22 protein-coding genes and 1 tRNA gene are annotated in these 24,925 nt (G+C 38.2%); 8 read left to right on the forward strand and 15 right to left on the reverse strand.

Annotated features, from left to right (window positions below; all coding sequences use genetic code 11):
• Positions 1 to 91 precede the first annotated feature (91 nt).
• Complete coding sequence (locus tag L2735_RS07075) at positions 92 to 1,012, reverse strand: chemotaxis protein CheV (protein ID WP_248984036.1); 921 nt, start codon at positions 1,010 to 1,012, stop codon at positions 92 to 94.
• A gap of 340 nt (positions 1,013 to 1,352) precedes the next feature.
• Here L2735_RS07075 and flgA point away from each other — a divergent pair, with 340 nt between their 5' ends.
• The 3 genes from flgA (at position 1,353) to L2735_RS07090 (ending at position 2,968) form a co-directional block, all read left to right on the forward strand.
• The gene (gene flgA, locus L2735_RS07080; RefSeq protein WP_248984037.1) at positions 1,353 to 2,075 is read left to right on the forward strand and encodes a flagellar basal body P-ring formation chaperone FlgA; all 723 of its coding nucleotides are present in this window, start codon (positions 1,353 to 1,355) and stop codon (positions 2,073 to 2,075) included.
• Between the two features lie 72 nt (positions 2,076 to 2,147).
• Positions 2,148 to 2,477, forward strand: a complete 330-nt coding sequence (gene flgM / locus L2735_RS07085; protein WP_248984038.1) for a flagellar biosynthesis anti-sigma factor FlgM — start codon at positions 2,148 to 2,150, stop codon at positions 2,475 to 2,477.
• Between the two features lie 65 nt (positions 2,478 to 2,542).
• The gene (locus L2735_RS07090) at positions 2,543 to 2,968 is read left to right on the forward strand and encodes a flagella synthesis protein FlgN (protein ID WP_248984039.1); all 426 of its coding nucleotides are present in this window, start codon (positions 2,543 to 2,545) and stop codon (positions 2,966 to 2,968) included.
• Positions 2,969 to 3,081: 113 nt separating this feature from the next.
• Here L2735_RS07090 and L2735_RS07095 read toward each other — a convergent pair whose 3' ends face one another.
• On the reverse strand, positions 3,082 to 3,540 hold the full coding sequence (locus L2735_RS07095) for an LPP20 family lipoprotein (RefSeq protein WP_248984040.1): 459 nt from the start codon (positions 3,538 to 3,540) through the stop codon (positions 3,082 to 3,084).
• Positions 3,537 to 4,241 carry a FlgO family outer membrane protein gene (locus L2735_RS07100; RefSeq protein WP_248984041.1) on the reverse strand — a complete coding sequence of 235 codons (705 nt, stop codon included), beginning with the start codon at positions 4,239 to 4,241 and terminating at the stop codon, positions 3,537 to 3,539. The genes L2735_RS07095 and L2735_RS07100 overlap by 4 nt, the downstream gene beginning before the upstream one ends.
• Before the next feature lie 304 nt (positions 4,242 to 4,545).
• Between L2735_RS07100 and L2735_RS07105 the strand changes: the two genes are divergently transcribed.
• The 3 genes from L2735_RS07105 to L2735_RS07115 all read left to right on the forward strand — a co-directional run bounded on the left by L2735_RS07105 (position 4,546) and on the right by L2735_RS07115 (position 8,644).
• Entirely contained in the window at positions 4,546 to 5,733 is a 1,188-nt protein-coding gene (locus L2735_RS07105; protein ID WP_248984059.1) for a flagellar assembly protein FlgT, read from the forward strand.
• 159 nt (positions 5,734 to 5,892) lie between these two features.
• The gene (locus L2735_RS07110) at positions 5,893 to 8,370 is read left to right on the forward strand and encodes a motility associated factor glycosyltransferase family protein (RefSeq protein ID WP_248984042.1); all 2,478 of its coding nucleotides are present in this window, start codon (positions 5,893 to 5,895) and stop codon (positions 8,368 to 8,370) included.
• Between the two features lie 198 nt (positions 8,371 to 8,568).
• Positions 8,569 to 8,644, forward strand: a tRNA-Arg gene (locus L2735_RS07115).
• 41 nt (positions 8,645 to 8,685) lie between these two features.
• Here L2735_RS07115 and L2735_RS07120 read toward each other — a convergent pair.
• The 10 genes from L2735_RS07120 to pseB are packed head-to-tail and all read right to left on the reverse strand — an operon-like array spanning position 8,686 to position 19,424.
• Positions 8,686 to 9,753 carry a putative sugar O-methyltransferase gene (locus L2735_RS07120; RefSeq protein WP_248984043.1) on the reverse strand — a complete coding sequence of 356 codons (1,068 nt, stop codon included), beginning with the start codon at positions 9,751 to 9,753 and terminating at the stop codon, positions 8,686 to 8,688.
• 23 nt (positions 9,754 to 9,776) lie between these two features.
• The gene (locus L2735_RS07125) at positions 9,777 to 10,862 is read right to left on the reverse strand and encodes an FkbM family methyltransferase (RefSeq protein ID WP_248984044.1); all 1,086 of its coding nucleotides are present in this window, start codon (positions 10,860 to 10,862) and stop codon (positions 9,777 to 9,779) included.
• On the reverse strand, positions 10,855 to 12,393 hold the full coding sequence (locus L2735_RS07130) for a class I adenylate-forming enzyme family protein (protein ID WP_248984045.1): 1,539 nt from the start codon (positions 12,391 to 12,393) through the stop codon (positions 10,855 to 10,857). The genes L2735_RS07125 and L2735_RS07130 overlap by 8 nt, the downstream gene beginning before the upstream one ends.
• Before the next feature lie 7 nt (positions 12,394 to 12,400).
• Entirely contained in the window at positions 12,401 to 12,655 is a 255-nt protein-coding gene (locus L2735_RS07135; protein ID WP_248984046.1) for an acyl carrier protein, read from the reverse strand.
• A gap of 22 nt (positions 12,656 to 12,677) precedes the next feature.
• Complete coding sequence (gene pseI, locus L2735_RS07140) at positions 12,678 to 13,742, reverse strand: pseudaminic acid synthase (protein ID WP_248984047.1); 1,065 nt, start codon at positions 13,740 to 13,742, stop codon at positions 12,678 to 12,680.
• 11 nt (positions 13,743 to 13,753) lie between these two features.
• Entirely contained in the window at positions 13,754 to 14,884 is a 1,131-nt protein-coding gene (locus L2735_RS07145; RefSeq protein ID WP_248984048.1) for a Gfo/Idh/MocA family protein, read from the reverse strand.
• A 1-nt stretch (position 14,885) separates the two neighbouring features.
• Entirely contained in the window at positions 14,886 to 16,526 is a 1,641-nt protein-coding gene (gene pseG / locus L2735_RS07150; RefSeq protein WP_248984049.1) for a UDP-2,4-diacetamido-2,4,6-trideoxy-beta-L-altropyranose hydrolase, read from the reverse strand.
• A gap of 9 nt (positions 16,527 to 16,535) precedes the next feature.
• Positions 16,536 to 17,225, reverse strand: coding sequence for a pseudaminic acid cytidylyltransferase (gene pseF, locus L2735_RS07155; protein ID WP_248984050.1), 690 nt, complete (start codon positions 17,223 to 17,225; stop codon positions 16,536 to 16,538).
• Positions 17,225 to 18,403 (reverse strand): UDP-4-amino-4,6-dideoxy-N-acetyl-beta-L-altrosamine transaminase, encoded by a 1,179-nt coding sequence (gene pseC / locus L2735_RS07160; protein ID WP_248984051.1) that lies wholly within the window; start codon positions 18,401 to 18,403, stop codon positions 17,225 to 17,227. The genes pseF and pseC overlap by 1 nt, the downstream gene beginning before the upstream one ends.
• A 7-nt stretch (positions 18,404 to 18,410) precedes the next feature.
• A complete protein-coding gene (gene pseB, locus L2735_RS07165) occupies positions 18,411 to 19,424 on the reverse strand; it encodes a UDP-N-acetylglucosamine 4,6-dehydratase (inverting) (protein WP_248984052.1) in 1,014 nt (337 codons plus the stop codon).
• 576 nt (positions 19,425 to 20,000) lie between these two features.
• On the opposite strand from pseB, the gene L2735_RS07170 reads away from it, so the two are divergent.
• Positions 20,001 to 20,681, forward strand: coding sequence for an oligogalacturonate-specific porin KdgM family protein (locus tag L2735_RS07170; protein WP_248984053.1), 681 nt, complete (start codon positions 20,001 to 20,003; stop codon positions 20,679 to 20,681).
• Positions 20,682 to 20,920: 239 nt separating this feature from the next.
• On the opposite strand, the gene L2735_RS07175 is transcribed toward L2735_RS07170, so the two are convergent.
• Positions 20,921 to 21,442 carry a protein disulfide oxidoreductase gene (locus L2735_RS07175; protein ID WP_248984054.1) on the reverse strand — a complete coding sequence of 174 codons (522 nt, stop codon included), beginning with the start codon at positions 21,440 to 21,442 and terminating at the stop codon, positions 20,921 to 20,923.
• Between the two features lie 101 nt (positions 21,443 to 21,543).
• Positions 21,544 to 23,622 carry a protein-disulfide reductase DsbD family protein gene (locus tag L2735_RS07180; RefSeq protein ID WP_428848298.1) on the reverse strand — a complete coding sequence of 693 codons (2,079 nt, stop codon included), beginning with the start codon at positions 23,620 to 23,622 and terminating at the stop codon, positions 21,544 to 21,546.
• A gap of 674 nt (positions 23,623 to 24,296) precedes the next feature.
• Here L2735_RS07180 and L2735_RS07185 point away from each other — a divergent pair.
• Positions 24,297 to 24,925 (forward strand): hypothetical protein (locus tag L2735_RS07185; protein ID WP_248984055.1); only part of this gene is annotated, 629 nt, incomplete at its 3' end.

Raw genomic sequence — 24,925 nt, forward strand, 5'->3', positions numbered from 1 at the left:
AGTCAACGTACAAAGGGGCTCTGTTTATCGTAAGTCAGGCTCTGAAAGTCTGCCTATACATATAATCATAGACAGACTATCTTAACAATGCTTATAAAATTAAGTGTTTATTTACCGCAGACGCAAGTTCGTCAGGGTTGAATTTCGCGATGAAATCATTAGCCCCAACTTTCTCAACCATTGCTTGGTTAAATACACCGCTCAAGGACGTGTGCAGTACCACTTTAATGTCCTTAAGCTTAGGATCATCACGTATTTCTGCCGTCAGCGTATAACCGTCCATTTCTGGCATTTCAATATCTGAAATAATTAGCGGGATTTCATCTGCAACATTATCCATTTCGGTAGCAATTGCTTTTAATTTTTCCAGCGCATCTTTGCCATCAATTGCGGTATCAATTTGTAGATTCAACGACGCTAAAGAACGAATAATCTGCTTTCGAGCAACTGCCGAGTCATCAATCACCATGATATGGTAATGCTGCTCACGATCAATGGTTAGCGCTTCATCAGCTTCTTTACTGATTTCAGTTTTAACCGGTGAAATTTCATCTAAGATTTTTTCAACATCTAAAATCTCAACTAATTCACCTTCAATTTCTGTCACTGCTGTTAAATATGAATTACGTCCCGCACCTTGCGGTGGTGGCATAATAGACTCCCAATTCATATTGATAATTCGCTCAACCGAGCTCACCAAGAAACCTTGAATACTACGGTTATACTCAGCAATAATAATGAAGCAGTTTTCCGTTGATGTTAACGGGCGGCCACCGGTTGCCGCACTCAAATCAATTACAGAAATGGTCGAACCACGGATATGTGCAATGCCTTTAATCATAGGGCTTAGGCGCGGTAAAGTGGTTAATGGCGGACACTGTAAGACTTCTTTTACTTTAAAAACGTTAATACCAAAACGTTGACGGCCATTCAATTTAAAAAGCAACAACTCGAGTCTGTTTTGACCAACAAGTTGGGTACGTTTATTGACTGATTCAAGAATACTCGACATAACCCTGCCTTAATTAATACAGCCCCTGCGGGCATTTTTCTTATGATTTAAAGCGACACTAATCCTACTATCATCAAATAGTAACACACGCTTGGTGTGATTTAATCGCTATATTAGTAGCTTTAATGTAATAGGCATACTTATTGCTTTAAATTAATCCATTACCATATAAACCAATATTTTCAGCTGAAAAGTCAAACTTCTGACTGCTGGTTCACTTATTGTTTAATTAATAGTTAAGTGAATAGTTCAACTTAAAAGAATCTTGTTTAAATCAATGTATTTAAACCGCTAACATGAAGTATAGAGGTATTCTGGCAATACTCGCTAGAAACAAAATATGAACAAAAACATTCTTTTGTTACTTATCTTAATGTGCTCTGCTTTTCAGGCTTTAGCCAGCGAAGGGAGCACTGTTACCTACTCTTTATCGACCATTACAGAGTTAGCTAAAGAGACAGTAGCAAAAAAAATCACTGAAACACCTTCATATCACCCTGATGCAAAAATTAATATATTGCCGCAACGTCTAGAAGGCAGACTAAATCCACCAGCCTGTTATCCACCAATAACAGTAGAAATGGCTAGCGATAGGCCGATTAATCGAACCAACACAGTAAAAGTAAGCTGTATAAGTCCTGAGTTCGACTACCCATGGCAAATGTACTTATCGGTCAAAGTTGAAGTGCTCTATCCAGTGGTTACAGCAAAAAGCATCATTGAAAAAGGTGAACTCATCACTGATGACACCATTGAAATCAACTTTGTCGACCAACACAGTATTCGTGGCCAATTTTTCTCTGGTATAGCAGATATCGTTGGCACTCGCTCTAAAAGGCGTGTCGCAGCAAAAGCACCATTACTCAATAATAACCTCTGTTTTGTATGTAAAGGGGATTCAGTATCGATATATGCTAAAACCAATAGCTTTGAAATAAAAACGGCCGGTGAAGCATTAAGAGATGGTAACGTTGGAGACACGATTAGAGTAAAAAACTCCAACTCAAACAGGAGACTAGATGTTATTGTCATAGGTGTTGGCGAAGTTGAAGTTAGGATGTAAAATAATCCTAAAGTTCTTTCCGGCACGGCCGATACCCTGTTAGGAATACCATAAATTACGCTGGAGCCTTACATGGCAATTGATATTAACAATCTGAAAACAGCTTCACACACACAGTTACGCACTAATCGTGACTCAAGTGCTGCGACTCAATCTGCAGATTCAACAAGCAGTAATACAGCAGCAGTTAAAACTGATTCGGTCAGCATTACCTCGCAAGCACAACAGCTGCAAGGAGCTCAAAGCAAAATGGCATCGTTACCTGAAATTGATCAAAGTAAAGTTGATGCAATTAAAACAGCGATTTCAGAAGGTCGATATAAAGTAGACCCTGAAAAACTTGCTGCTAATATTGCCAGTTTTGAAGCTGACATGAGCGGACTTAATTTCGACCAAGAGTAATTTCATAATAACTCTTGGTTAATCACGCATTACCTATGTAATGTGAATTTTATAAAGAGTATCTTATGAATGAATTACTACAGCTGTTATCTTTTCAGCACGGCACTTTGTCGTCGCTGAAAAAACTCGTATCTGCAGAAAAACAAGCGCTAACGGATCAAGATGCTGATACCCTGTTGGCTTTAGCACGGGAAAAAGTCACCTGCCTAAATGAATTACAGCAAAACGATCAAAAACTCGCTAACCATCCAGACAAAGCGTTACTCAACTCTAATGCGGAGCTCGCTCAAAAAGTTGAAGAAGCTAAAGCAATTCTTGAGCAATGCAAAGATATTAATAATCAAAATGCCAGTTTAATTGAGCTTAATATCGCAAGTTTGAACCGCTTCTCGCAAGCAATGCAAATGAGCCGAAATGCCACCAGCCTGACTTATAACGACAAAGGCCGCACCTCAACTATCTCCTCTTTAGGTTCTAATTTAAAAGCATAACGGTTCACTTCAAGCATTTTAAAATGCTGAACATTTACATGCTCAATTCAGCTGATAACAAGTACAAAAAAGCCGCTGGGATCAGCGGCTGTTATTTTTTCATCTCAAATTTCTTAAAAATAGGTAACGTCTTTAATCTTTCTTGGACGATTATTTTGCTGATATAAATTCCAAACCTGAGCATAATCCAATTCTAATTCAGTTACATACATATCACCTGCAGGATAACTTTTAACGACTTTAGCGCCCTTTATCATGCCCGACACATTTGCAGAAACCGTTTCATTATTTATGAGCCAATCACTCATTTGACTGTGTGCATCAATTTGCTGGCCATAAACTTGTTCAGCTAACTCACGATAAGCGGCAATTTTAGATGCCTGCATTGCCATTAAGACTTTATGGGATTGGTCTTTAGCAGGTTGAGTAGCAAGTGGGGCGTAGCCAATAGCAGTTAATTTAGGGAACTGCTCTGGTGCTTCTGTTTCCCATTGCACATATTTATCATTAGCGACACAGCCACTCAAACAGAGGCTTGCTAACGCCATCGTAGTTAAAAGTAGTTTTTTCATTGCTTATCTCCTAACACGGCAACATTACCTAATCCGGCCTGTTCATTTCGATACAATAAACCGCCTTCAGAAATCACTTTATTAGATGGTGATAAATAGCCAGGCAAACTGTTCATATTCACAAAGGTCTGTACTGCAGAAACCACGCGATTATTACTAACGTTCACAATCCGCGTATTTAAGGCAAGTCCCATCGGGGTGGTATCCATGGTCGAAACCACCACATGAGAAACGGGTAAGTCAGAGGGTAATAGTTTCCAGTCACGGCTTAAGATAAATTCGCCTTGTTCTGTTGCCCTAAGTGCTTTAGCTACATTAAGATCCACTAAATTAAACTCGTGACCATGGAAAGCGGCTACAAACCCTTGCTGTAATTGCAATCCCAACGCATCCGTTTGATTAAAGTTATCTACCCTTAATGGAGTGGTAACAAGTAAAGGTTGATCAGAGCGTAAACTATCATTTTGTAACACCAGCTCATTAACCACTTTCTCAGCCAGAATATTGACTTGAGACTTAGGCGCTATTCCCACTTTTTTAATGTCATAAGTGAGTTCAGATTTAGCTTCAGGCTCTTCAGCAAACCAATAACTCGTCTGTACAGGCTCATCGACATAAGTTAACTCATCGGTCTGCACCGGTTCTTTATTAGCACATGCCACCGCTAACAAAGCAATTGGGATGAATATCAGTCGACGCATAGCCTATTCCTTAACTCAATGATATTCGCGTCAATCGAATACATTGGTGCCACGAAGCTTGAATGATTACATGTTGCTTTAACTAATGAGTCATCATATTAAATGGCTAAAACAACACACTATATAAAAGGTATCGGCAAAGAACATAAAAGCTTTACCTAAAATAGCCATTCAATATTAATAAATCAGTTGCGATACATTCAAAAAAGGCACAGATTTTGCTTTATTACGCTAATTAATCTAATCAGTGCTGATGAGTCATTTAGTTGGCACTTAAATTTATTGAATATTGTGAAAAGTGATGATGAACATGCCAAACTTCAGCGTTAAACTTTTAGCTTTCGCCCTACTCTTTGTACTGTCAGCGAGTATGAGTAGTGATGCATTGGCCGAAAGAGTCGAGGTTTCAGGAAAAGCTAAAATTATTGATGGCAATATCGATAAAGCTCGGGAAGCAGCCATTAATCAGGCTCTTAATTATGCAAGCTTAAAAGCGGGCGTTAACTTTAATAGTCAACAAAGCATCAACCACGGCAATTTAACCCAAAATTCATTCGATATTCAACGAATTGGCGAAGCCAGCAACATCGAGCTTGTTTCTGAAATCATTAGCCAATCAGATATCACTGTTTTACTTCGCTTGAATTTACAATCAAAACAACAAGCACAACAATGTCATAGCCAACAACTCAAGGCTGCGCTAATGATCCCGCAAGCAACTATGCGCGACCGTTCACAACTTAGATATGGCCAACTGGCAAATTTTGAACAAGCGCTGTCTCAGCAATATGGTAACGTCATTAATAGCTCATCTGATTACAGTTTTGCTCACATGCATGAAAATGAAAAATTGGATCACGCTAACGAATTAATTAACTTTAAAGGCAACAGAATACCAAGCTGGCTGGGTGAAATAACCGATAGCCAATATATTTTACAGCCCGAGGTTTTAGACATTTCAACTGAGCCTTATCAAAGCTCAATGTTTGGTTTATGGAGTGATTACCCTCAGCGTCAAATCAACTTACGCTTTACGCTATTCCATGGTATTAGCGGAGAGAAAGTATGGAGCAAAGATTATGCTGCCACTGCAGAGTGGGAATTTGATAAAGATGAAACGGTATCACCAACTACACAAAGATTTTGGGGTTCAGCCTACGGACAAACCATGAGTCAGCTTTTACAGCAAAGTACCCAAGACATAGACAATTTACTTAATTGCCGCCCATTACTCGGTCAAATTGTTGCAAAGCAAGGTAACAGAATCATTATCAATTTAGGCAGAAAAAACAATGTCAAAATGGGCGATAGTTTTCAGATTGTGCTGCAACAAAATATCCCTGATAGAGTGAATTTAATGCGCGCTGTTGCTACTAAGAACCGTGCGACAGTGACCATTGAGCAAGTATCAGAAGAAAGTGCAACAGCAGTGTTAGAAGGCGTTGAAGGCACCGGTAATATTCAAATTCAAGACATTGTGATTAAAATTTAGGTATTTACTTACAATAGCCTAAAGCTATAAAGCACAAGAAAGTCAAGGTTCGATAAATTAAGTTGTCACCTTGGTGCATGAATTTATTGTATATAATCAACAATACTTGTATTCATGACCAGGCTAGTATAAGCATCATTTTCAAGAAGGTTTTACCACATGGAAGCATCCGGTTCAGTATTGAATAATCAATTTTCTATTAGCCAGTTTGGCGAATATTACTTACCGAGTATTAACCGAAATACCTTTGAAAAAGTGGATTCTACGACTGCGTTTAAACAAAAATTTAAACAGGATATTTTCGCTAAAGACACACTACATATTGTCTTGGGTTTAGATTCTGGATTATTGGTAAATTACATTTTAGAAGCGCCTAAAACTGAAGGCAGTAAATACATTTTTGTTGAATTGCCAGAAGTCATGAACATGCTCAATATTGATATACCAACTGAGCAACAGGATTACCTAAAAGTCATCAGTTTTGATGAGCTAAAACACCATATTGAATCTGCTGAAGACGACTTATACTTTATTAAAGACCAAATTGCTGTGACACTTTCACTAGCCGCTTCATCAGGAGTGATAGAGGAGTATTCAACTTTATACAGCCAAGCTTATCGAACCATAAATCAGCACTCTATTTCACATAAAACCAACTTTAACCAAAAAGCTTTTTTTGAACAGCAGATGTTTAACGTGGCTGAAAATCAGTTACCTGCATCATTATTAAGGAATAAGTTTCTTGGTAAAACTGCAATAGTCATTGGCGGTGGCCCGTCACTGGATCTACATCTAGAGTGGATACAAGAAAACTATCATCAACTCTTTATCTTTACCGTTTCAAGGTTTGCAGCAAAGCTCTCCCAAGCTGGTATTCCCGCACATATTATTGTTTCAGTTGATCCCCAAGATACCAGCTTTGAAGTGAATCGTGACATGATGAAATTAGCAGGAGAAAGCCTGTTCATCAATTCACATCATGTCAATCATAGAATTCTTGCTCAATGGCAAGGTAAGTCCCTATTTTTAGGCAACCAACTTCCCTGGGTTGATACAGACAACATCCCCACTATTGGACCAACAGTCACAAACAGTGCCATCAGAATCGCCATAGAAATGGGGTTTGTACAAGTATTATTAACTGGCGTTGATTTTTGTCACTCTCCAACTGGGGTCACCCATGCTAAAGGTAGCATTGAAGCCAGTGCCGGCAGTAATAATAGTACAATCCATGAGTGGGTTGAAACCTATTCTGGGCAAATAGCCGAAACACCTATTCAATTACTATACGCAGCTCAAGGGCTTGAAGAGGAAGCTTCGCAATTTCCAAATGTTGAAATTATTAACCTCTCAAAACACGCTGCAAAATTAAAAGGCGTAAATTATAAAAGCATCAAAGATATCAATATTGTATCTGCACAATGTTCCCCTGCTCAACTATTGGCAATGATACCGTCGAGATCCAATAATGAATCAAGCTTTCTTAATACATTAGAAGCTGAAATCACCGAGGCTAAAAATGCTTTTATCAGCATTCAAAAACTGTCAAAAAAAGCATTGAACTTAAATAACTCAGCGAGAAAACTGAAACCTGACTGCAGAGAATACCAAGCTAAAGTTAAAGAAATAGATAGCATTGAAACTAAAATCAATAAGAAGTTTCATCGCTATAACATGTCGATTAAAGTATTTGGTTATTTTGAGTTCTCTCAGTTTCTGACCACAAAAAAAACACAAGATTGGTCAGAGCAACATATGCTTAAGATGACACAGCTGTATTACAGCGCATATGAAGTCATCACTCAAAAGCTACAAAAGCTGACAGAAACAGCGATAGAGACGATTAGAATTAGACGTGAAGAAACTAAAGTTCAGCCCAACATTGAGCTGCTTACCGCTGGTTGGAACAAATACAATCAACCAGGTCGAGTATGGTTATTGGATCAAAAGCTCGATGAAACATCTTTAAATACATTATCAGCAAAAGAATCAGAACAATTAGCAGAATCAAAAAAGCAATATCAAGAGCAGTTAACTAGTTTTTCTCATCCATATTTTGCCATGAAAAAAACCAATCAGAATTTAGATAATACATTAGCCAAAATTCTGGACTTAAAGAAACATGACAACATAAATGGGCTAACTTTACTCGTTAACAGCATTAGACCTTTAATCGAAAAAGATGCTTTTGCGGCAAGGTTACTACTCCTTGTAGAGCATTATATTCATTTCATAGGGAAAGAATATGAATCTTCGTTGCAGTCTTTATTACAAATAAACAAGGCTGATAGAACAGAACTAGAGCTCAAGCAACTGTTATTGTTGGCTTTAAAGCTTCATCAACTCGATCTTGCAGAAGAAACTATTAAAAGTCTTTCACTGTACAGCGATGAATATTTCCCTCAGCTTGCTCATATTTTCTCGATACAAGGCAATAATCAGCAGGCACTTGATACCTATCTAGATTATTTAGATAAATATCCGACGGATGAAGCCACTTTACTTAAGCTTGGAATTTTTCTTGCTAAAATTGGTCAACTTGAAGGAGCGAAATCAGCTTTTGAACAAGTGTTAAGTATTAACCCTGATAGTCTTTCAGCAAAAAATTATTTGGAGCAAGTACTTCAGCTCGCTTAGACATTCACCTAGCCTATAGCGATTTTATATTAACGAATTCATCTTATGATTTTTCCTGGTTAGAGGTACGTTAATTTATGAGGAAAAAACGTGATAATCACTGATTCAATAAGGAAAATAGATTAGAAGTGGCTAAGGACTAAGCAACTAAATTTAAACACTTTTAATCAAAGGTAAAACTTGTATAATTAGCGAAGTCTCCCTATAGCTCAACAGGATAGAGCAGTCGCCTCCTAAGCGATCGATCAGGGTTCGAGTCCTTGTGGGGAGACCATATTCAACTATTCCCGAAGAGCTAAGCAGTTAAACTAAAAATCAGTCATTTAAGCTATTGTGTCTATAGAGGCGTAACTCAGAGTTAAATCCATCAATAGTTTCAAAACCAAACGGATGAATATTAGTAGAAACCAGTTGGTAGTCAGGTAAAAACTTATCGTAATCATTGGCTTTGATTTGCTGTTGTACGCCAGCTTGATTGCCATTAGTGGCAAGCTGCTTTCCTTCCCTTAAGTTTCTCAATAAGACATATTTAGACTTTAAACGTGATACATGTTTAAGATAGTTCTCAACGATATCTGGCTCCATTTCCTGGAACGAAATAAAGTTAATAAATAAATCTAGCTCTCCAGTGACGCTAGGCAGTTGCCAAGGGCACATTACGGCACCTTTATATTGGCTCGCTAAATGTGATAATGACAAGTCATCGCTATTTTTTAGCATCTGATAGTCGGCAATTTTGTCTCTGCCGAATATTGATTGGAGATAGTAAGTTGAAAACAAACATGTTGGTGCTATGTCCACATTTAAATAAAAAGTATCATTACGTTCATCGCTGAGTAATATCTCTCCAAGAGAGCCGAAACCTCCACCTATTTCTAACACCGTTTTAATAGGAACATCTGAAATTTGCTGTTTTAAAAAGTTCAAGCCGAGCAAGTAATTTAAACTTGAACGGCTAAACTTTCGATTATCAAACTCAAACTGCTCTATAGGTGCACCCACGGCACTTTCTGTAAAGTTATCTGTAAATGGTTTTTTATTCGTTTCACTCGCTTTATACACTCTAAAGTCACTTCTAGCGTGATTTTCACCAGATAAGAAATCTTTCATCGAAAGCAGAGCTTTATTATCACCAACAAGTTGGCTCTCGCACATTGATAGCATACCTTGATATTTCTCAGGGCACGTTGCCCATCCATGAAATAAGTAGGTTGGAACAAAAAAAGATAATGCACTTTGTAAACTGCGAAAATGCTCAATACCATGGATTTCAATATCTTTTTTTAAACCATTTGCACCAAATTGCCAAAAACTAGTGGGTAAATACTTTGAATCTACTTGTTGCATATCTTGGCTAATAAGCTCTATTTGTTCTAACCACATGGCACAGCTTCCTCGAATATTATTTATTTGATGTTAACTTGCTTAGGAACGCAATAAAGCACGGTTTCTAACAACATGTCTCCATATACCCTTAAGTACATGTCATAATTGGGGTTTATCTTCATTATCAATGCAGGAATTTGCCAAAGATCGGCTGGGGTATGATAGAGACAAATAGCCAAAATAGGACAGTAATCTTTAATGATCCTACTAGCTCCATTTAATGCTGCTTGTTCTGCTCCTTCGATATCCATTTTGATAAAGTTTGGCTTGGCGCCATAAACTACGTCATCTAGCGCGACGCAATGAATGGTGTCAGAGTTGATACTACCTAATGAAAGTTTACTCGATGTATTACTTTCAGCTTCAAAATTCAGTTGAGCACTTTCACTCCATACACCAGATGGATATACAAAAATATTGGTACAGTTTTGTACAGTAGATAATGCAAAAACCGCTTGCTTTAATCCCTCTAAATTATTTGGATCCGGTTCAAAGCTAGCGCAATATTCAATCTGAGTATGTTTAGATTTTGCCACTTCAAATAATTGAGTTAAGGTATCACCATTGTACGCACCAGCATCAATAAATCTAACATTCTCAAGCGAATTAAATGCTGGCACATCATCGGAAAAATATTGTACCTGACGATCAGGTGTTACATAATCTGCAATATCAAAGTCGGTTCTAAAACGGACAATTTGTGCCAGTAACGCTTTACTTTGTTCATCAGAAAGCCATTCATTAAACTGAGAAATGCCTTTTTTATTGACTCGCTCATCCAGCTTGTTGCTATACCACAAGCTGTGCAGTTTCAGCTCGTCAATAATTGTAGGAAAACTCTTGAGCGATTGGGTAAAGTCAAAAACATGCAGAAAGCCTAACTCAATTAACTCTCTTTTTATTTTTTCACTTATTAGACCAACAGAAATATACACTTTCGTTGTTTTATCAAGGATTTCTGCAGGCTTTAACACTGGAATACCTTCAAGAACGGCCTTAGTTGAGTAGCTATCAATAACACCAATGACATTGACGTCACTGGCTTTTATTGCACGTAAAAATATCTGGCCTTGTATTCCTGCTCCAAATAAATAAACATTACTCATCAGTTTGCTCTCCATATAACATAACTCTCAGCATGTCGGTCCAGCCATCATTGAGCTCACAATATTCTTCCCTCAGCATTAGCTTTGATACTTTACCCGTTGAAGTTAAAGGTAAAAACTCAGGAAAAAAGAATTTTAAGGGCCGCTGAAATGGTGCAAGTGTTTTATTGGACAATTTACGTAACTCTGGCTCTATATTGTTATTATTGTCAGTAATACAGACAGCGATAATCACTTCCCCAAGCAAGCTATCATCAATACCAACTACAGCGACTTCATTAAGTAGTTCATGCTTTAATAATGCAGTTTCTATATCTTTGGGGTAGATATTAATCCCACCAGAAATAATGATATCTTTTTGGCGACCAACGTAAGTCAAAAAACCTTCATGGTCGACTTTTCCAATATCACCAGTTAAGAAGTACTCATCTTTTAGTGCAGCTTGAGACAATGATTCATTTTTATAATAGCCATTAAATCTTAACGGTGATTTAACAGCAATTTGGCCAATTTCACCCACTTCTGCAGCTTTTAAGTCTTCATCAAGAACCAAAACATTAACCTGTTCGCAGGGAGCGCCAACTGTTTGGTATTTTTCACTGGCATCTTTCGGTGCTAAATTAGTCGCAACAGCAATTTCTGTTGCGCCATAAATCTCATGAAAATCACACCCTATGGCCTGAAAAACTTGGGCTTTAAAAGCTGCATCAATAGGTGCTGATGAAGTCACGATAGTACGTAAGCTATTTAACGCTTGTGCATTAGATAGCAAACTGTTTTTAAGTGCGTATAAATGAGATGACACCGCAATAATAAAACTAACCTTTTGAAGTTTAACTGCAGCTAACCAAGCCGCTGGAGTAAAACGCGAAAGGTGCACCATTTCAGCACCTAATAATAGAGGTACAAAAGTAAGACGTTGCCCTAAAGAATGAAAAAAAGGTGAAGCACACAAAACTATGTCGTTAGCTGTTAATTGATACAAGGACCATGTTTGTTCAGCCCTGGCAAGCTTGACATCCTGAGAAATCATTATAGGTTTAGGCTTTCCTGTTGAACCAGATGATAAGGTAATCAAATAATCATCTGCTTTCATCCACTCCTGAACCCTCAAATCAGATAACATATCAATATTGTTCATTTGTTCATCAACTGTGTCAGTGAACAAATAAGTAAGCTGAGTTTGACCTAATGTTTTTTTGATAAATGCTTTCTTGCCAATTACCATTGTGGCATCAACAGCTTCACAGGCTTGCTGAAGTTGCTCTGGAAGCATATGAGCATTCATTGGAATACAGCATCCGCCTAACTTAGCTAAAGCGAGACTGACACAAACATTATCTATTTGATCAAGCGTAATTAATGCAACGCGTGGTCTGATGCCATTGCAATGAGTCAGTATACGTGCAGCAATGTTATCCACCATATCCAGCAATTGAGCATAAGTGTAATGCTGCTCATCTATATGCAATGCAACTTTATCAGGTGATAAAAGAACCATTTGTTGAAAGCGAGAATAAATAGGAGACATACTGAACCTATGATGACCATTTATTACAAACAGCTTGAGCTAAGCCTTTAATTGTCTGTAATTCTTCATTTGCCAGCTCTATAGGTTTAAATTTGACATTAAATTCTGATTCTAATGTCATGATCAAACTCAAAATAGCAAATGAATCTAGCAAACCCTCTTTAACAAAGTTACTGCCATCATTTATGCTGATATCATCATTATGTTGTTGGATATAAGATGTAATATATTCAACGACTTCCCCAACCCGTTCATTTTTCATTTTCAATTCTCTATTCAATTACTTAAGCAATAACATCCCAGCTCAACCTGTCACCCGCTTTCAAATCAATTGATGCTTTCCTTCCCAATACTAATGGAAGGTACTTAGGTGCAAGTCCATAGCCTGGTCTGACTGAACGAATGTTTAATTCTGTAATGGAGTCACCAGCTTTGATGTCTTGTGAGACATACAAAGAGCGTCTTCCGTTACTGTTTTTAGCTGCTTCAGGGGTCAGACTATATTCAACTTTACCAATAGCTAGTTCAGCTCTTCTAATTTCTGTGATCATATTTTTAAACTCATCAACCGTTAATGAGAAAAAACTATCAACAGTTTCTTCTCCATCATCAAGTTTAATGTGCTTTTCTATCACACATGCCCCCATTGTGACTGCTGCGATTGATACACCAATGCCAACCGTATGATCTGAAAGTCCTACAGGACAGTTAAAAGTCTGCTCTAGGCTCTGAACTGTTTTTAAGTTCACTTCTTCTGGAGGAGTTGGATAAGCTGTTGTACATTTTAATAAAATGACTTCTTTACAGCCATGTTCAGTTAAACAGTCTACTGCACGGGCTATATCACTTAAGCTTGCTAAGCCCGTTGAAACAATTACAGGCTTGTTAGTCATAGCGACTTTTTTGAGTAACCCTAAATCGACAATTTCAGGCGATGCGATTTTATAAGCTCGAACAGGAAACTTCTCTAATTCATCTACAGATGTGTTATCAAATACTGATCCAAATAGCTCAACGCCTAACTTTTCTGCTTCAGCAAATAAGTCTGGCAACCATTCCCAAGGTGTATGAGCATACTCATATAAATGATACAAATTTTTGTATTTAGACCAAGCATTATCTTGTGGAATAGCAAAATCACCATGACTAACATTTAATGTAATAGTGTCAGGACGGTATACTTGTAGTTTGATAGCATCAGCACCAGTAGAAGCTCCAGCTCTTAATAATTCCAGTGCTTTTGATAAGCTGCCACCATGATTACCTGACAACTCAGCAATGACATAAGCCGGTTTGCCTGCAGCAACTTCTCTCTCACCAATTTTCACGGTATGCGATAGTACAGTCATGGTTCGCTCCTTCATGTTAAATTTATCCATTGTTGCTGTTGATGTGATTGAGTAGCAGCATCCAGTAATACCAAGCCATCATGAGCATGTTGCCACCCAAAAACATAAGGAGAGTTATGGTAACCGCTGAGTTTAAACTCATTTAAAGCATCACCAATATCTCGATAAAGGTTGGCAAATGCTTCAATAAACCCACCAGGATGTCCAGGTTTGAATCGTTCTATAATCTCATCAGGAAAGTAACAATTACCTCTGTTATATATAGTCTCAACTGATTGCTGATTAAATATTCGTAACACCTCTGGTTCTTCTTGAACCCAATGACCACTACCTTTGTCACCAAATACTGAAATTTTTAATCCATTTTTATGACCAATTGCAGTTTTACTCACCCAATAAGAAGCACGTATATCCTGTTCGCATTTCAACCAAATATTTGCATCATCCACAATCCCATCAAATACAGAAAAATGATTAAAATCAGCATTAACACTTAATGGTTTACACCCTGTGACAAAGTCAGATATATGATGAACATGTACAGCCAAATCGAGTAACAAAGTTGGAATATCGCCATCCATGAGTCTCCATGCTTGAGGTGTCATGGAATTAATATCTTGAATGAACCCATCTGAAGGCATTTCAGCCCTAATTTGTAATATGTTACCTATATCACCCGCCGCGACATGACGTTTTAGTACTCTTAGCATTGGGTAACCACTATAATTAAATGTTACCGCTAGAAAACCATTGGCTTCCTCTAACGCCTTTTGAATAGCTAAAGATTGTGAAACACTTGCAGCCATCGCTTTCTCACAAATTACAGCAATACCTGCATAAAGTAGCTCACAAACAATCTTTTCATGGCTAGGTGTCGGAGTAAGCACAACCACAGCATCTAATGTTTTGCCTTTCTCTTTAATATATTGTTGCCAGTCAGTATAAACTTGTGAGGCATCAAGCCCCCAATATTCACCGGTTTGCTCGCTTTTGCCTCTGTCACGAGAAAAGCAACCTGATGTTAATTTCCAAAAACCATCAAGCTGACAAGCTACGCTGTGGGCATAGCCCACAGCTGAGTCATGCGCGCCACCGATAAAACCAATATGTAATGGGGTATTATTCAATTTGAATTTATGCATTTCAATCCTGTGATTCAACCAATGGTGACAGTGAGTTAGCCACAGGCTCTCGTATCACGTAATAAAAATCATCATGGGATGCATCAGCAAAAATCGAACCAATTGCATCATAATATTTGTGTTCAAGTGTTATTTCTTTAAAACCTAAATAGTCATTCATAAGCTTTACATAACGGTTTTCTCTATGTATGACGGCAACCCAAGGTAAGTTTGGCCACTGGAGATCGCAATGTTCTAATTGCCAATTTAAAGCAATTAACGCATCTTGAAATGAGCTTTCTCCATTACATACAAACCATCCACCGATAAGAAATTGACGCTTTTGGTATTGCTGAACTTGATGCCAAATATATAAGCTAGGTTGGTGATGCTTCTCAAGCAGAAAAGACTCTCTCTGTGAGTTAAACCACCAAGTGTAGTGCCCTAAACGAGCAATGGGCTTAGTTTGAATCATGTTTTGAGAATTCGTAGATAAATTCCGGCTATCTAAGTAATGATTAATATCACCATCTGTAACCTTTCGTATACGATAATGCTCACTCAAAGATTCAAACTCAGAACATTGAGTATTACCGTCGTAAAATGTCGCCTGAAGATTAGGGACTTGCTCTCTTACTAAGAATTGCGCCACTCTACTTGCGCCAAGTCCATCAACTTGAACAGCTTTAGGTTTCATCTTGATAATTCTGGAATAATGTTCAGCAAAACACGTGACTAATTTTGCTACTTGGTCAACATTAAAGTCATCTTCGCAATGAAAATAATGTCCAATTCCCTCTAAGTCTGCATGAGCAGTTTGTTGGTTACTAGCGAGTGAAAATGTAATAGCAGGTTTGTTCAATGCTTTTAATTGGTACAAAATTCCACCAGCCGCACCAATATATAAATGGCAGTTCGACAAATGAGGATACAAATCAAAACAGTCCTCGATGGGTTTAACGTTTTCAAGAGTTTTGTATTTATCTAGCAAAAGTTGTTTGTTTTCGGTAAGGGGGCCTAATATGGGTTTAATAATCAACTGTGGTATTTGAGTTAATGCAATTAAAGCATCTATAATCTCAATTGCAGTGTGACTATCGCCAGCCCCACCAATACCGACCAAAACAGTAAAGGGTTTTAAGCCTAAAATAAGAGAGCCTGACTGTTTATACTGTTGATTTAATAAAGCATACTGCGGACCTAATAAGGTATCTGTACCTTTTGGAATTAACTTTTGATAAGACTCATTTGTAGTTTGTCCACGCCAGCGAACATCCAATAAAGCATCACAACAATGCAATCTACATAAATCATCAATTGCCATCAAACATAATGGCATTTCTACAAATTGTGACTCCCATTCATGTCCCAAATTATAATCATCGATAATAAGCCAATCGACTTGTTTGCCATGTAAAAAATCTTTTGTAAACTTAGCGTCCATTTGCCAATCAGGTTCTTCCTGATTAATGTCACCTTCTGCATACAAAAAGTGGTGTTTAAATCCCACGAGAAAAGGCGTAACCGCAACATCAAAACTACCTAACAGGAAATCACAGTGATGACCAAGCTTAATGAGTTCTGTCGCCAAAGAGCAGCAACGCACTAAATGTCCGACTCCGACTCCTTTGCCAGCGTTAACTCTAAATACAATCTTTTTCATTGAAAATTACTATCCTGTCATCACCTGGAACAAGGCTTCAGCTCTAACCCAGTCATCCGGAGTATCAATATCTTGTACTTGATGGCAAGGTAAAGGAAAAGGAATGGCATCAGTAGAAAACATTCCTTTACTGTCAAAGAAACCGTCAGTTGTGCCCCAATAAAATTGCCCTGCGTCATGATAAGCTTTTTCTAAGTCTTGCGAGCGAGAATTAAAATGCTCAGGCTGAAACATCACTACGTCGCCTGCTTTAGTAATTTTAAAAGCCCTTTGAATAGGAGATGGGAATTCAGTGACACCAAAACAAAATTTTTTATTAGGTTGCTGTTTTAAGAGTGAAAATGAATCACTTAAGGCTTGGGACTGAATAAAGGGAGCTGTAGCATATATGACACATGCATAATCGGGTTTTTGACCTTGAGTAATTAACCAATTTAAGGCATGAGAAATAACAACAGCTGTAGTAGCATGATCATCAGATAATTCAGGAGGTCTTAAGAAAGGTACTTCAGCGCCATAACTTTTTGCTATTTCTGCAATTTCTTGGTCATCAGTAGAAACAATAATACGGTCAATACAGCCACTTTTAAGAGCACGCTCAATAACATGCCCAATTATCGGCTTACCATTAAATAATTTAATATTTTTACGAGGAATACGTTTACTGCCCCCTCGAGCAGGGATAATAGCAATATTCATTAATTCAACTCCAAACTATTATTTATAATAATTTCAGATAATGTACTCACGACTTTATCTTGCTGAACTTGTGTCATTAAATGAAACATGGGAAGAGAGATTGCTTCTCGATAGTAAGCTTCAGCATTCGGAAAATCCCCTTGGCTAAAGCCCATTCGTTTATAGTAAGGCTGAGTGTGCACTGGAATATAATGTAAATTAACTCCAACCCCTTTCTCACGAAGTAAGCTAAATACTTGCTGATGAGTTAAAGAGGTTTTGTCCAATTTCAAACGAATAACATATAGATGAAGGCCAGAATACGAACTCTCTAGCTGAAAAGGCAATGTGATTGGCAAATTAAGTAATAATTGGTTATATCTTTTAGCTAGCAGATGACGCTTTGCTACAAATTCATCTAAACGCTGCATTTGAGATACGCCTAAGGCTGCTTGAAGTTCGGTCATTCGATAATTGAAACCTAACTCTACTTGCTCATAATACCAGCCACCACAAGACTTCTTCTGCATCAATTCAGGGTCACGAGTCACACCATGACTTCGAAACAATTGCATTTTCTCCGCCAGAGATGGGTCATTAGTGACAGCTACGCCCCCTTCAGCTGTCGTGACAATTTTCACAGGGTGAAAACTAAATACAGTAATATCTGAGTAAAGACATTGACCTACTGGCCCATCTAAATACCGTCCACCAATTGCATGAGAGGCATCTTCAATAATATGAAAACCATACTCTTTAGATAAAGAATGGATTTTCTTCATATCACAAGATTGGCCGCAAAGATGAACAGGAATTACTACTTTTGGTAATGTGCCAGAAAGTTTAGCTTTTTCAAGTTTAGCCTCTAATGCACTAACACTCATATTGTAGGTTTTAGGATCTATATCGACAAAGTCGATTTGGGCCCCACAATATAAACCGCAATTAGCTGAAGCAACAAACGTAATTGGTGATGTCCATAGCCAGTCTCCTTCTGACAGCCCTAGTGCTAAGCAAGCAATATGCAATGCCGATGTGGCACTATTCACTGCGACAGCGAACTGGGCTTTAGTGTATGCCGTTATTGCAGCTTCAAAAGCTGGTACTTTAGGACCTTGAGTTAAAAAGTCTGATTGTAAAACGTCGATAACAGCATTGATATCTTGCTGAGAAATATCTTGCTTACCGTATGGAATCATGTGTTAGTCACACCGTAAAGCCAGGATCAATATGCTGTTTAATAAGTTCTCGTAATCCTTCCACTGTTTCCCATTCAACATTAGTAGCTGAATCATATTTGAAACCAAAAGGGACTTTTTCTGCATTATGATGTTTCATGTAATCTTCCTCAGAGTATGTATAAGAAACAGAAGGTAAAATCGCATAGTAACTACCTAAATCAATCGTATTCAACGAATCGGTGTCTGTGAACATTTCCTCATGAAGCTTCTCACCAGGACGCACACCTACAATTTTTATTTCGCATTCGGGAGCAACTGCTTCTGCTACATCTAGAATTTTATAGGATGGAATTTTAGGAATAAAAATCTCTCCACCAAGATGATTATCTAATGCATACATCACCATATTTACGCCATCTTGCAAGGAAATATTAAAGCGAGTCATATCCTTATGAGTGATAGGCAGCAACCCTTCTTTCTTTTTCGCCATGAAAAAAGGGATAACAGAGCCACGAGACCCCAAAACGTTACCGTATCGAACCACACTAAAACGAATATCTTTAGAGCCTTTAATATTATTAGCAGCAGCAAAAAGCTTATCTGAAGCTAATTTTGTTGCTCCGTATAAATTAATTGGCGCACATGCTTTGTCTGTTGATAATGCAACGACATCTCGAACACCACATTGAAGCGCTGCATGAATGACGTGCTCAGCGCCATCAATATTCGTTCTTATACATTCGGTTGGATTATATTCGGCAGTATCGACTTGTTTGATTGCAGCCGCATGAATGATGACATCCACCCCTTCACATGCTTGTGTTAAACGATTTTGATCTCTCACATCACCGATAAAAAAACGTAACTGTGGAAATTCTTTTCTAGGATACTGCTGCTGTATTTCGAATTGCTTAAGCTCATCACGAGAATAAATAATCACTTTTTTTACATCAGGGTACTGCTGTAAAATTGTTTTAATAAATTGCTTACCAAAAGAGCCCGTGCCCCCTGTAATTAAAACTGATTTATTATTTAGCATTGATTATTCCCCACAAGACTTTTAGATATACTCGGCCCTGAAAAGTTTCGTTAAATATTTCAGTAACACAGCGTGTTATCTCTTGGTCAAAAAGATGACACTAAAGCTTAATTTAAAACTACTCAGCAAACTTTAGGCCATTATTATTAAAAAATGAGTTTTATTGTTAGTTCATCTTCATTGATAGATTCAAATATTGTAATTTAAATAACATTAAACCATGTAAATCAGATCCTTGACACTTAATCTACTGTTAATGGTACCACGTGAAATTCTTATAGAGTAACTACTGAAACGAGTTACCTCATTTATGCTAAATCATTTTAGATTAATCTTTAAAAAGTCATTTAATTTCCCTCAAGAAACCACACACCACCCTTGTTACCAGAAGGTTAAATTCAACCCAATAATGTCACCAAGTTAACAGTTGGTAATTTATATGCCTAGTTGTTATCAATAAATAAGATGATAAAACCATTATTCATGCCATTAATCACAGTTTGTAAAACTGTACATTGGAAATCTTAATTATTCATATTGTAATACAAATTAATTAAATCTTAGATAGAGTTAGCGATGTCATCTATTAGACTAGTTTTATTGATTTGTACTGTATTTTTAGTTTGCTCATATGCAAATGCTGCTTCGTTGGATTTTCGCCAAGAATATAAAAGCGGAACGGATCAACATGCTAGTCGTATCAAAATGGGGCATACTTTTGACAGTGACTTTTCAGTCAGTTTAGAGCTAAAATTTAAAGGCGCTGACGGTAAGTTTATGGAAGATTTACAATCAAATGGCTCTGAACTAGATTTAGGTTACCGTATAAAGCTTACCGACCAATTGACACTCATACCAGGTATGCCTATTGAGTTTGGTTCATCAGGCGCAACCTATAAACCCCAACTACGTCTAACTTACACTCCAGACAGTATCGAAGGTCTTTCACTAAGTGGTCGCTATCGTCTTGACGTAAAACCTGATGAAGACATTAAACGACTTCGCCATCGTTACACGGTAAATGTTGGTTATAAGTACCAGAATTGGTCATTTGGATTTGAAGGTAATTATTACTATGCAGACAATGATGATTACCTACTTTATAACGACAATAGAACTAACTATGAGAACAATTTAACAGCTCACTATAAGATAGGAAGTTGGACTCCATGGGTAGAGTTCGGTGATGTGTCTGTTTCAGATGATTCAAGTCAAAGGGAGTTAAGAAGCCGTATCGGAATACGCTATAGCTTTTAGTTGAAGTAGATAATAACAACAGTATTTATAATACAAATAAAGCTAAGATGTTGTTTTAGATAAGCTTTAGCTAATTTAAACTAAAGTAAAACTAAAATAAATATATTAAGCCTAGGGTCACTTTCGTTTACTCCGAATTTAATTGGCCTTTTAACTACCACAGCAAATCTTTCAGTGTTACTTGTTACTGTTTTACGGCCAACTATATAGTTGAGTTAGTCATCAGGTCGATAACATATTCAAGCAAACATCATTCGCCACCACATCCCCGGTAGGCTGGTAAAGCCTGTGGTGTAATGCTTAAGTTCGCCATCTTTAAACACCATAACTGTGGGCGTGACTTGCACTGACCATTCTCGGGCTAAAAAGCTTTGCTGATCGTTAATTGTACTTAAGCTATAACCTTTTTCGGTTAAAAAATGCGTTAACCTATCATCGCTACCTGAGCTCATCGCCACTGAAACTACCGAATAATGCTCGCTCAATAAATTCACCGAAGGTGTGACAAAATTGCACACTGGGCACCACGTCCCCCAGAAATAAACTAATACAGGTTTATCATGGCTCATTGCCATCACATCCACTAAATTGTCATTTAAATCTAGCGCACTGATAGCTGGCAGAGCTTCGGTTGGGATATCTTTCCCGCGCCATAAATCAACTGCTGTTGAAACGATTAAAAACAGCACCAGCATGATGAGTAATTGCTTGATGCCACTTAACCCTTTTTGAACCCAAGTTTTATTTATTGAATCAGCCATGTTTTGTCATTAATTCCAATGTGCTTACTGATGATAATTCACAGACTTAATTTGACCGTGAATTATCATATTTATATTCATCGCATCACATTAAAAAATGATTAACCTGCAGAAGCTCGCTCAATAGCGGCCAGTACTTGCTCAGTGGTTAAAATCACTGGCAACTTTATGCCCTCTGGCGCATTAGGCCCATAAACCACGTTAAACGGTACCCCAAAGCGACCATGGCTTTGTAAGTAATCTGTGATTGGCTGTGACGCCGTTGTCCAATCCCCTTCTACTAACGCAATGTTGTCTTGTTTGAGCGTTGAGTAAACAGGGTCTTGTAAAATCACCCCTACTTTATTGGCTTTACAGGTAATACACCAATCTGCCGTGACATCAACAAAGACCGTTTTACCTTGGGCAACACTGCTCGCTATATCGCTTTGCTCAAGCGGCGTCCACGCTAAGTCAGTCGGCAAAGGACTTGACCAGTCATCAGAGGTGGCAAATGCGCCAATAGCAGCAAACATCACCACCATACTAAAACTTGCTATCACCGCTGGTACGCCATATTCCTTGGCCATTAACCAGAAGAAAACAACCACTAACAATACAGCGATAACCCATAGCGCCATCACATTGATAAAGCTTGCTAATAAACTGATTAACCACAAACTAGTAATGAGTAATAACACCGAGAAAAACACTTTTACGATGTTCATCCAACGGCCAGGTTTAGGGAAGTAACGCGCCACCTGTGGGAACATTGCCACCAAAATCCATGGTAGTGCCATACCCACTGCTAACGCTGTGAATATCACTAATAAACTTAATACATCAGCACCTAGTGCGAATGCCACTGCAGTGCCTAAGAATGGAGCACTGCACGGTGTGGCTAATAAGGTGGCAAACATGCCTTGTAAAAAATGACCGCGATGATTATTGCCACCTGTTGTCGCTAACTTGGTTTGTAAGCTCGACGGTAGATTAATTTCAAATGCGCCCAACATATTAAGTGAGAATACCGAGGTTACCAGCACCATAAAGCCAATAAACCACGGGTTTTGGAACTGTACACCCCAACCAATCGCTTGGCCGGTGAACTTAAGAGTTAACACAAAGGCAGCTAATAGCCAAAATGACACAATAATCCCCAATGCTGAGGCGATAAATTGCGAGCGAATTTGATTTTTTTGCATGTCAGGTGCAGCAATAACTGAACTCAACTTCATCCCTAAAACAGGTAATACACATGGCATCACATTAAGGATTAAGCCACCAAGCAGCGCAAACAACATCATAGTCAGCAGTGAGCTACCAGCAGCTTCAATTGAGGTTAATTCAACATCAGTTTGATACTCATAAGCGCGCTGATTATCACTCACAGTCACATTGAGTTGTTTTTCTAGCAGCTTAGGATCGCCAGACCAATTCGATACATCAAATTGGGCCACCCAAGCATCTGTGCCATCGGCTTGTGATTGACGGCTCACTCCTAAAATATTGAAATTAGTGTCTTTGTCGCCATCAACAATTACTTGAGGTCGGCGCCACTGGTTATCAAGTAAAATCACTTGCAGCAACTCTTGGGCCATATCCCAGCCAACATTAACCTGTTCAGTTGCATTTTCAGCCTCGACAATTAGTGGCACTGTCGATACTGATTTATTGAAGGCAAACATAGCTTCGGTATCAGCCTGAAGCTCATCCGCAATAAAATCTAATTCAAGTTCATAGTCGGTCAATACACATACCGTAGTACATGAAGATAAAGTGAACTTGCCTCTTAGCTCTGTATTGGCATTAATGTCATCCACTTTAAGTTGAATAGGAAATACACTCTCACCTTGATAGCCCTGAGTTTTATAACCCAAAATAGTGTATTGCTTAGGCGTTGGCCATTGCCAATCAACCTCAGCTATATTTGAAGACTCACTCCAATCAATTTTAGGTGCAATACCGCCCTCTCCTGGCGTGCGCCAGTACATCTTCCAGTCATCATCTAATTGCACATCCAGTATGGCAGGCACAGTTTGAGTTTGTTTATCAAGCTCGCCGGTTAGCATAAAGCGCACTTTGACCGGAGGGTGATTATCATTAACCAGCCAACCTGTAGAGGCCGCATGAGCAAATGAATGAATACTGATTGAGACAAACGTCAGCAAAGAAAGTAATAAAATTTTGACGATATTCAACAAACGTTCCTCTTACTATTCCGTTTCAAAGATGTGGAATTAGCGGATTGATACAAATAATAAATTGGCAGTCAGCATAATAGACCTTTTAGACGATAAATTAGTTCATCTAAGACACATAATTTGATTTCTGATGAGTAGATTTGTGAACAGGCTCGCCAAAGTGCACAGGCAATTCCCTTCTGTAGGTTTTTCGAGTCAAAGAATACATATTCCAAACTGAAATTGAGCCACAAGTAAAAGCGAGGCTCATTCACTACCGCAATAGAAATGAGACAAGCATTCAACGTGAGTTAAATAATACATTTGAATAAGGTCATGCTGTTATTGCCGTTGCCATATAGTCTTTCTAGCGGGTTGTCGTCAAAACATCCACGACTGTCAAACATCACAAATCACTCCCCATAGGGATAGGAGATAGGAGATAGAAGATAGGAGATAGGAGATAGGAGATAGGAGATAGGAGATAGGAAACAAGTAACAATACTGGCTAGTTTTTTATCATTGCTCTAAAACACACGTCACTTTGTATGATTCGATCCTTCATTCACGATACAGACAAAAATGAGCATAAAGATACAATGCATTCCATAACCATTGAATACATTGTCAGTTGACCATTCAAAATCAATTCACACTTTATTTCATCCCTCCTTAAAAAGGTTAAACCATCTATGCTTTCAGCCCTGTTGAGACTCAGTGTCGCACTTACTACTGTATTCAGTTTATATTCATTTGCTGACGTCAAGATTGGAAATGATGCGCCATCATCTGAAGAGGGTCATAGACTTTTTTCACACTACGTGATCGATACCAACATACCTGAAATTGCAATTAGCTCATTTGCTGAACACGAGCATTTAGTGGCGCTGGTAACGAAAGAGGAAATCATTGATGGTCATAAAACCGCTAAAAAAGTGTACGTGGTTCGGAATACCGATGTAAAAGGTAACATCAGCGCTCAAGTAAAATACTCACAAGAGCAGAACTTAAAAAATGAAGACTATATCAAACCCATTGAGGCGATGATTCGAACACAATATAAGTTACGTAAATTTGTCGACAGTTTTGACCCTAAATCGGTGAGAGTTACTGAATTGGACAACGGCACCGATCGTATTCAGTTTCGCTATTCAAAGTATGGCCTGCCACAAGACATTGCTTATTTTCGTTTTATGGAGGTGGAAGTCATCGCCCAAAATGGTCAACCGCTTTCGATTCGTATTGTTAACAGTAGTCCGTTTGAATATGAAAACGTTAATATTGAGCATTATCAACAAGAAATACAATTTAACCAAGACCG

It is taken from the genome of Shewanella olleyana, from assembly GCF_023283825.1.
In the GTDB taxonomy this organism is placed as follows: domain Bacteria; phylum Pseudomonadota; class Gammaproteobacteria; order Enterobacterales; family Shewanellaceae; genus Shewanella; species Shewanella olleyana.

What these genes read in the sequence shown, in the direction of transcription:
- L2735_RS07075 (WP_248984036.1), bottom strand. Translation starts at nt 1,012, where the DNA reads ATGTCGAGTATTCTTGAATCAGTCAATAAACGTACCCAACTTGTTGGT.
- flgA (WP_248984037.1), top strand. Translation starts at nt 1,353, where the DNA reads ATGAACAAAAACATTCTTTTGTTACTTATCTTAATGTGCTCTGCTTTT.
- flgM (WP_248984038.1), top strand. Translation starts at nt 2,148, where the DNA reads ATGGCAATTGATATTAACAATCTGAAAACAGCTTCACACACACAGTTA.
- L2735_RS07090 (WP_248984039.1), top strand. Translation starts at nt 2,543, where the DNA reads ATGAATGAATTACTACAGCTGTTATCTTTTCAGCACGGCACTTTGTCG.
- L2735_RS07095 (WP_248984040.1), bottom strand. Translation starts at nt 3,540, where the DNA reads ATGAAAAAACTACTTTTAACTACGATGGCGTTAGCAAGCCTCTGTTTG.
- L2735_RS07100 (WP_248984041.1), bottom strand. Translation starts at nt 4,241, where the DNA reads ATGCGTCGACTGATATTCATCCCAATTGCTTTGTTAGCGGTGGCATGT.
- L2735_RS07105 (WP_248984059.1), top strand. Translation starts at nt 4,546, where the DNA reads ATGAACATGCCAAACTTCAGCGTTAAACTTTTAGCTTTCGCCCTACTC.
- L2735_RS07110 (WP_248984042.1), top strand. Translation starts at nt 5,893, where the DNA reads ATGGAAGCATCCGGTTCAGTATTGAATAATCAATTTTCTATTAGCCAG.
- L2735_RS07120 (WP_248984043.1), bottom strand. Translation starts at nt 9,753, where the DNA reads ATGTGGTTAGAACAAATAGAGCTTATTAGCCAAGATATGCAACAAGTA.
- L2735_RS07125 (WP_248984044.1), bottom strand. Translation starts at nt 10,862, where the DNA reads ATGAGTAATGTTTATTTATTTGGAGCAGGAATACAAGGCCAGATATTT.
- L2735_RS07130 (WP_248984045.1), bottom strand. Translation starts at nt 12,393, where the DNA reads ATGTCTCCTATTTATTCTCGCTTTCAACAAATGGTTCTTTTATCACCT.
- L2735_RS07135 (WP_248984046.1), bottom strand. Translation starts at nt 12,655, where the DNA reads ATGAAAAATGAACGGGTTGGGGAAGTCGTTGAATATATTACATCTTAT.
- pseI (WP_248984047.1), bottom strand. Translation starts at nt 13,742, where the DNA reads ATGACTGTACTATCGCATACCGTGAAAATTGGTGAGAGAGAAGTTGCT.
- L2735_RS07145 (WP_248984048.1), bottom strand. Translation starts at nt 14,884, where the DNA reads ATGCATAAATTCAAATTGAATAATACCCCATTACATATTGGTTTTATC.
- pseG (WP_248984049.1), bottom strand. Translation starts at nt 16,526, where the DNA reads ATGAAAAAGATTGTATTTAGAGTTAACGCTGGCAAAGGAGTCGGAGTC.
- pseF (WP_248984050.1), bottom strand. Translation starts at nt 17,225, where the DNA reads ATGAATATTGCTATTATCCCTGCTCGAGGGGGCAGTAAACGTATTCCT.
- pseC (WP_248984051.1), bottom strand. Translation starts at nt 18,403, where the DNA reads ATGATTCCATACGGTAAGCAAGATATTTCTCAGCAAGATATCAATGCT.
- pseB (WP_248984052.1), bottom strand. Translation starts at nt 19,424, where the DNA reads ATGCTAAATAATAAATCAGTTTTAATTACAGGGGGCACGGGCTCTTTT.
- L2735_RS07170 (WP_248984053.1), top strand. Translation starts at nt 20,001, where the DNA reads ATGTCATCTATTAGACTAGTTTTATTGATTTGTACTGTATTTTTAGTT.
- L2735_RS07175 (WP_248984054.1), bottom strand. Translation starts at nt 21,442, where the DNA reads ATGGCTGATTCAATAAATAAAACTTGGGTTCAAAAAGGGTTAAGTGGC.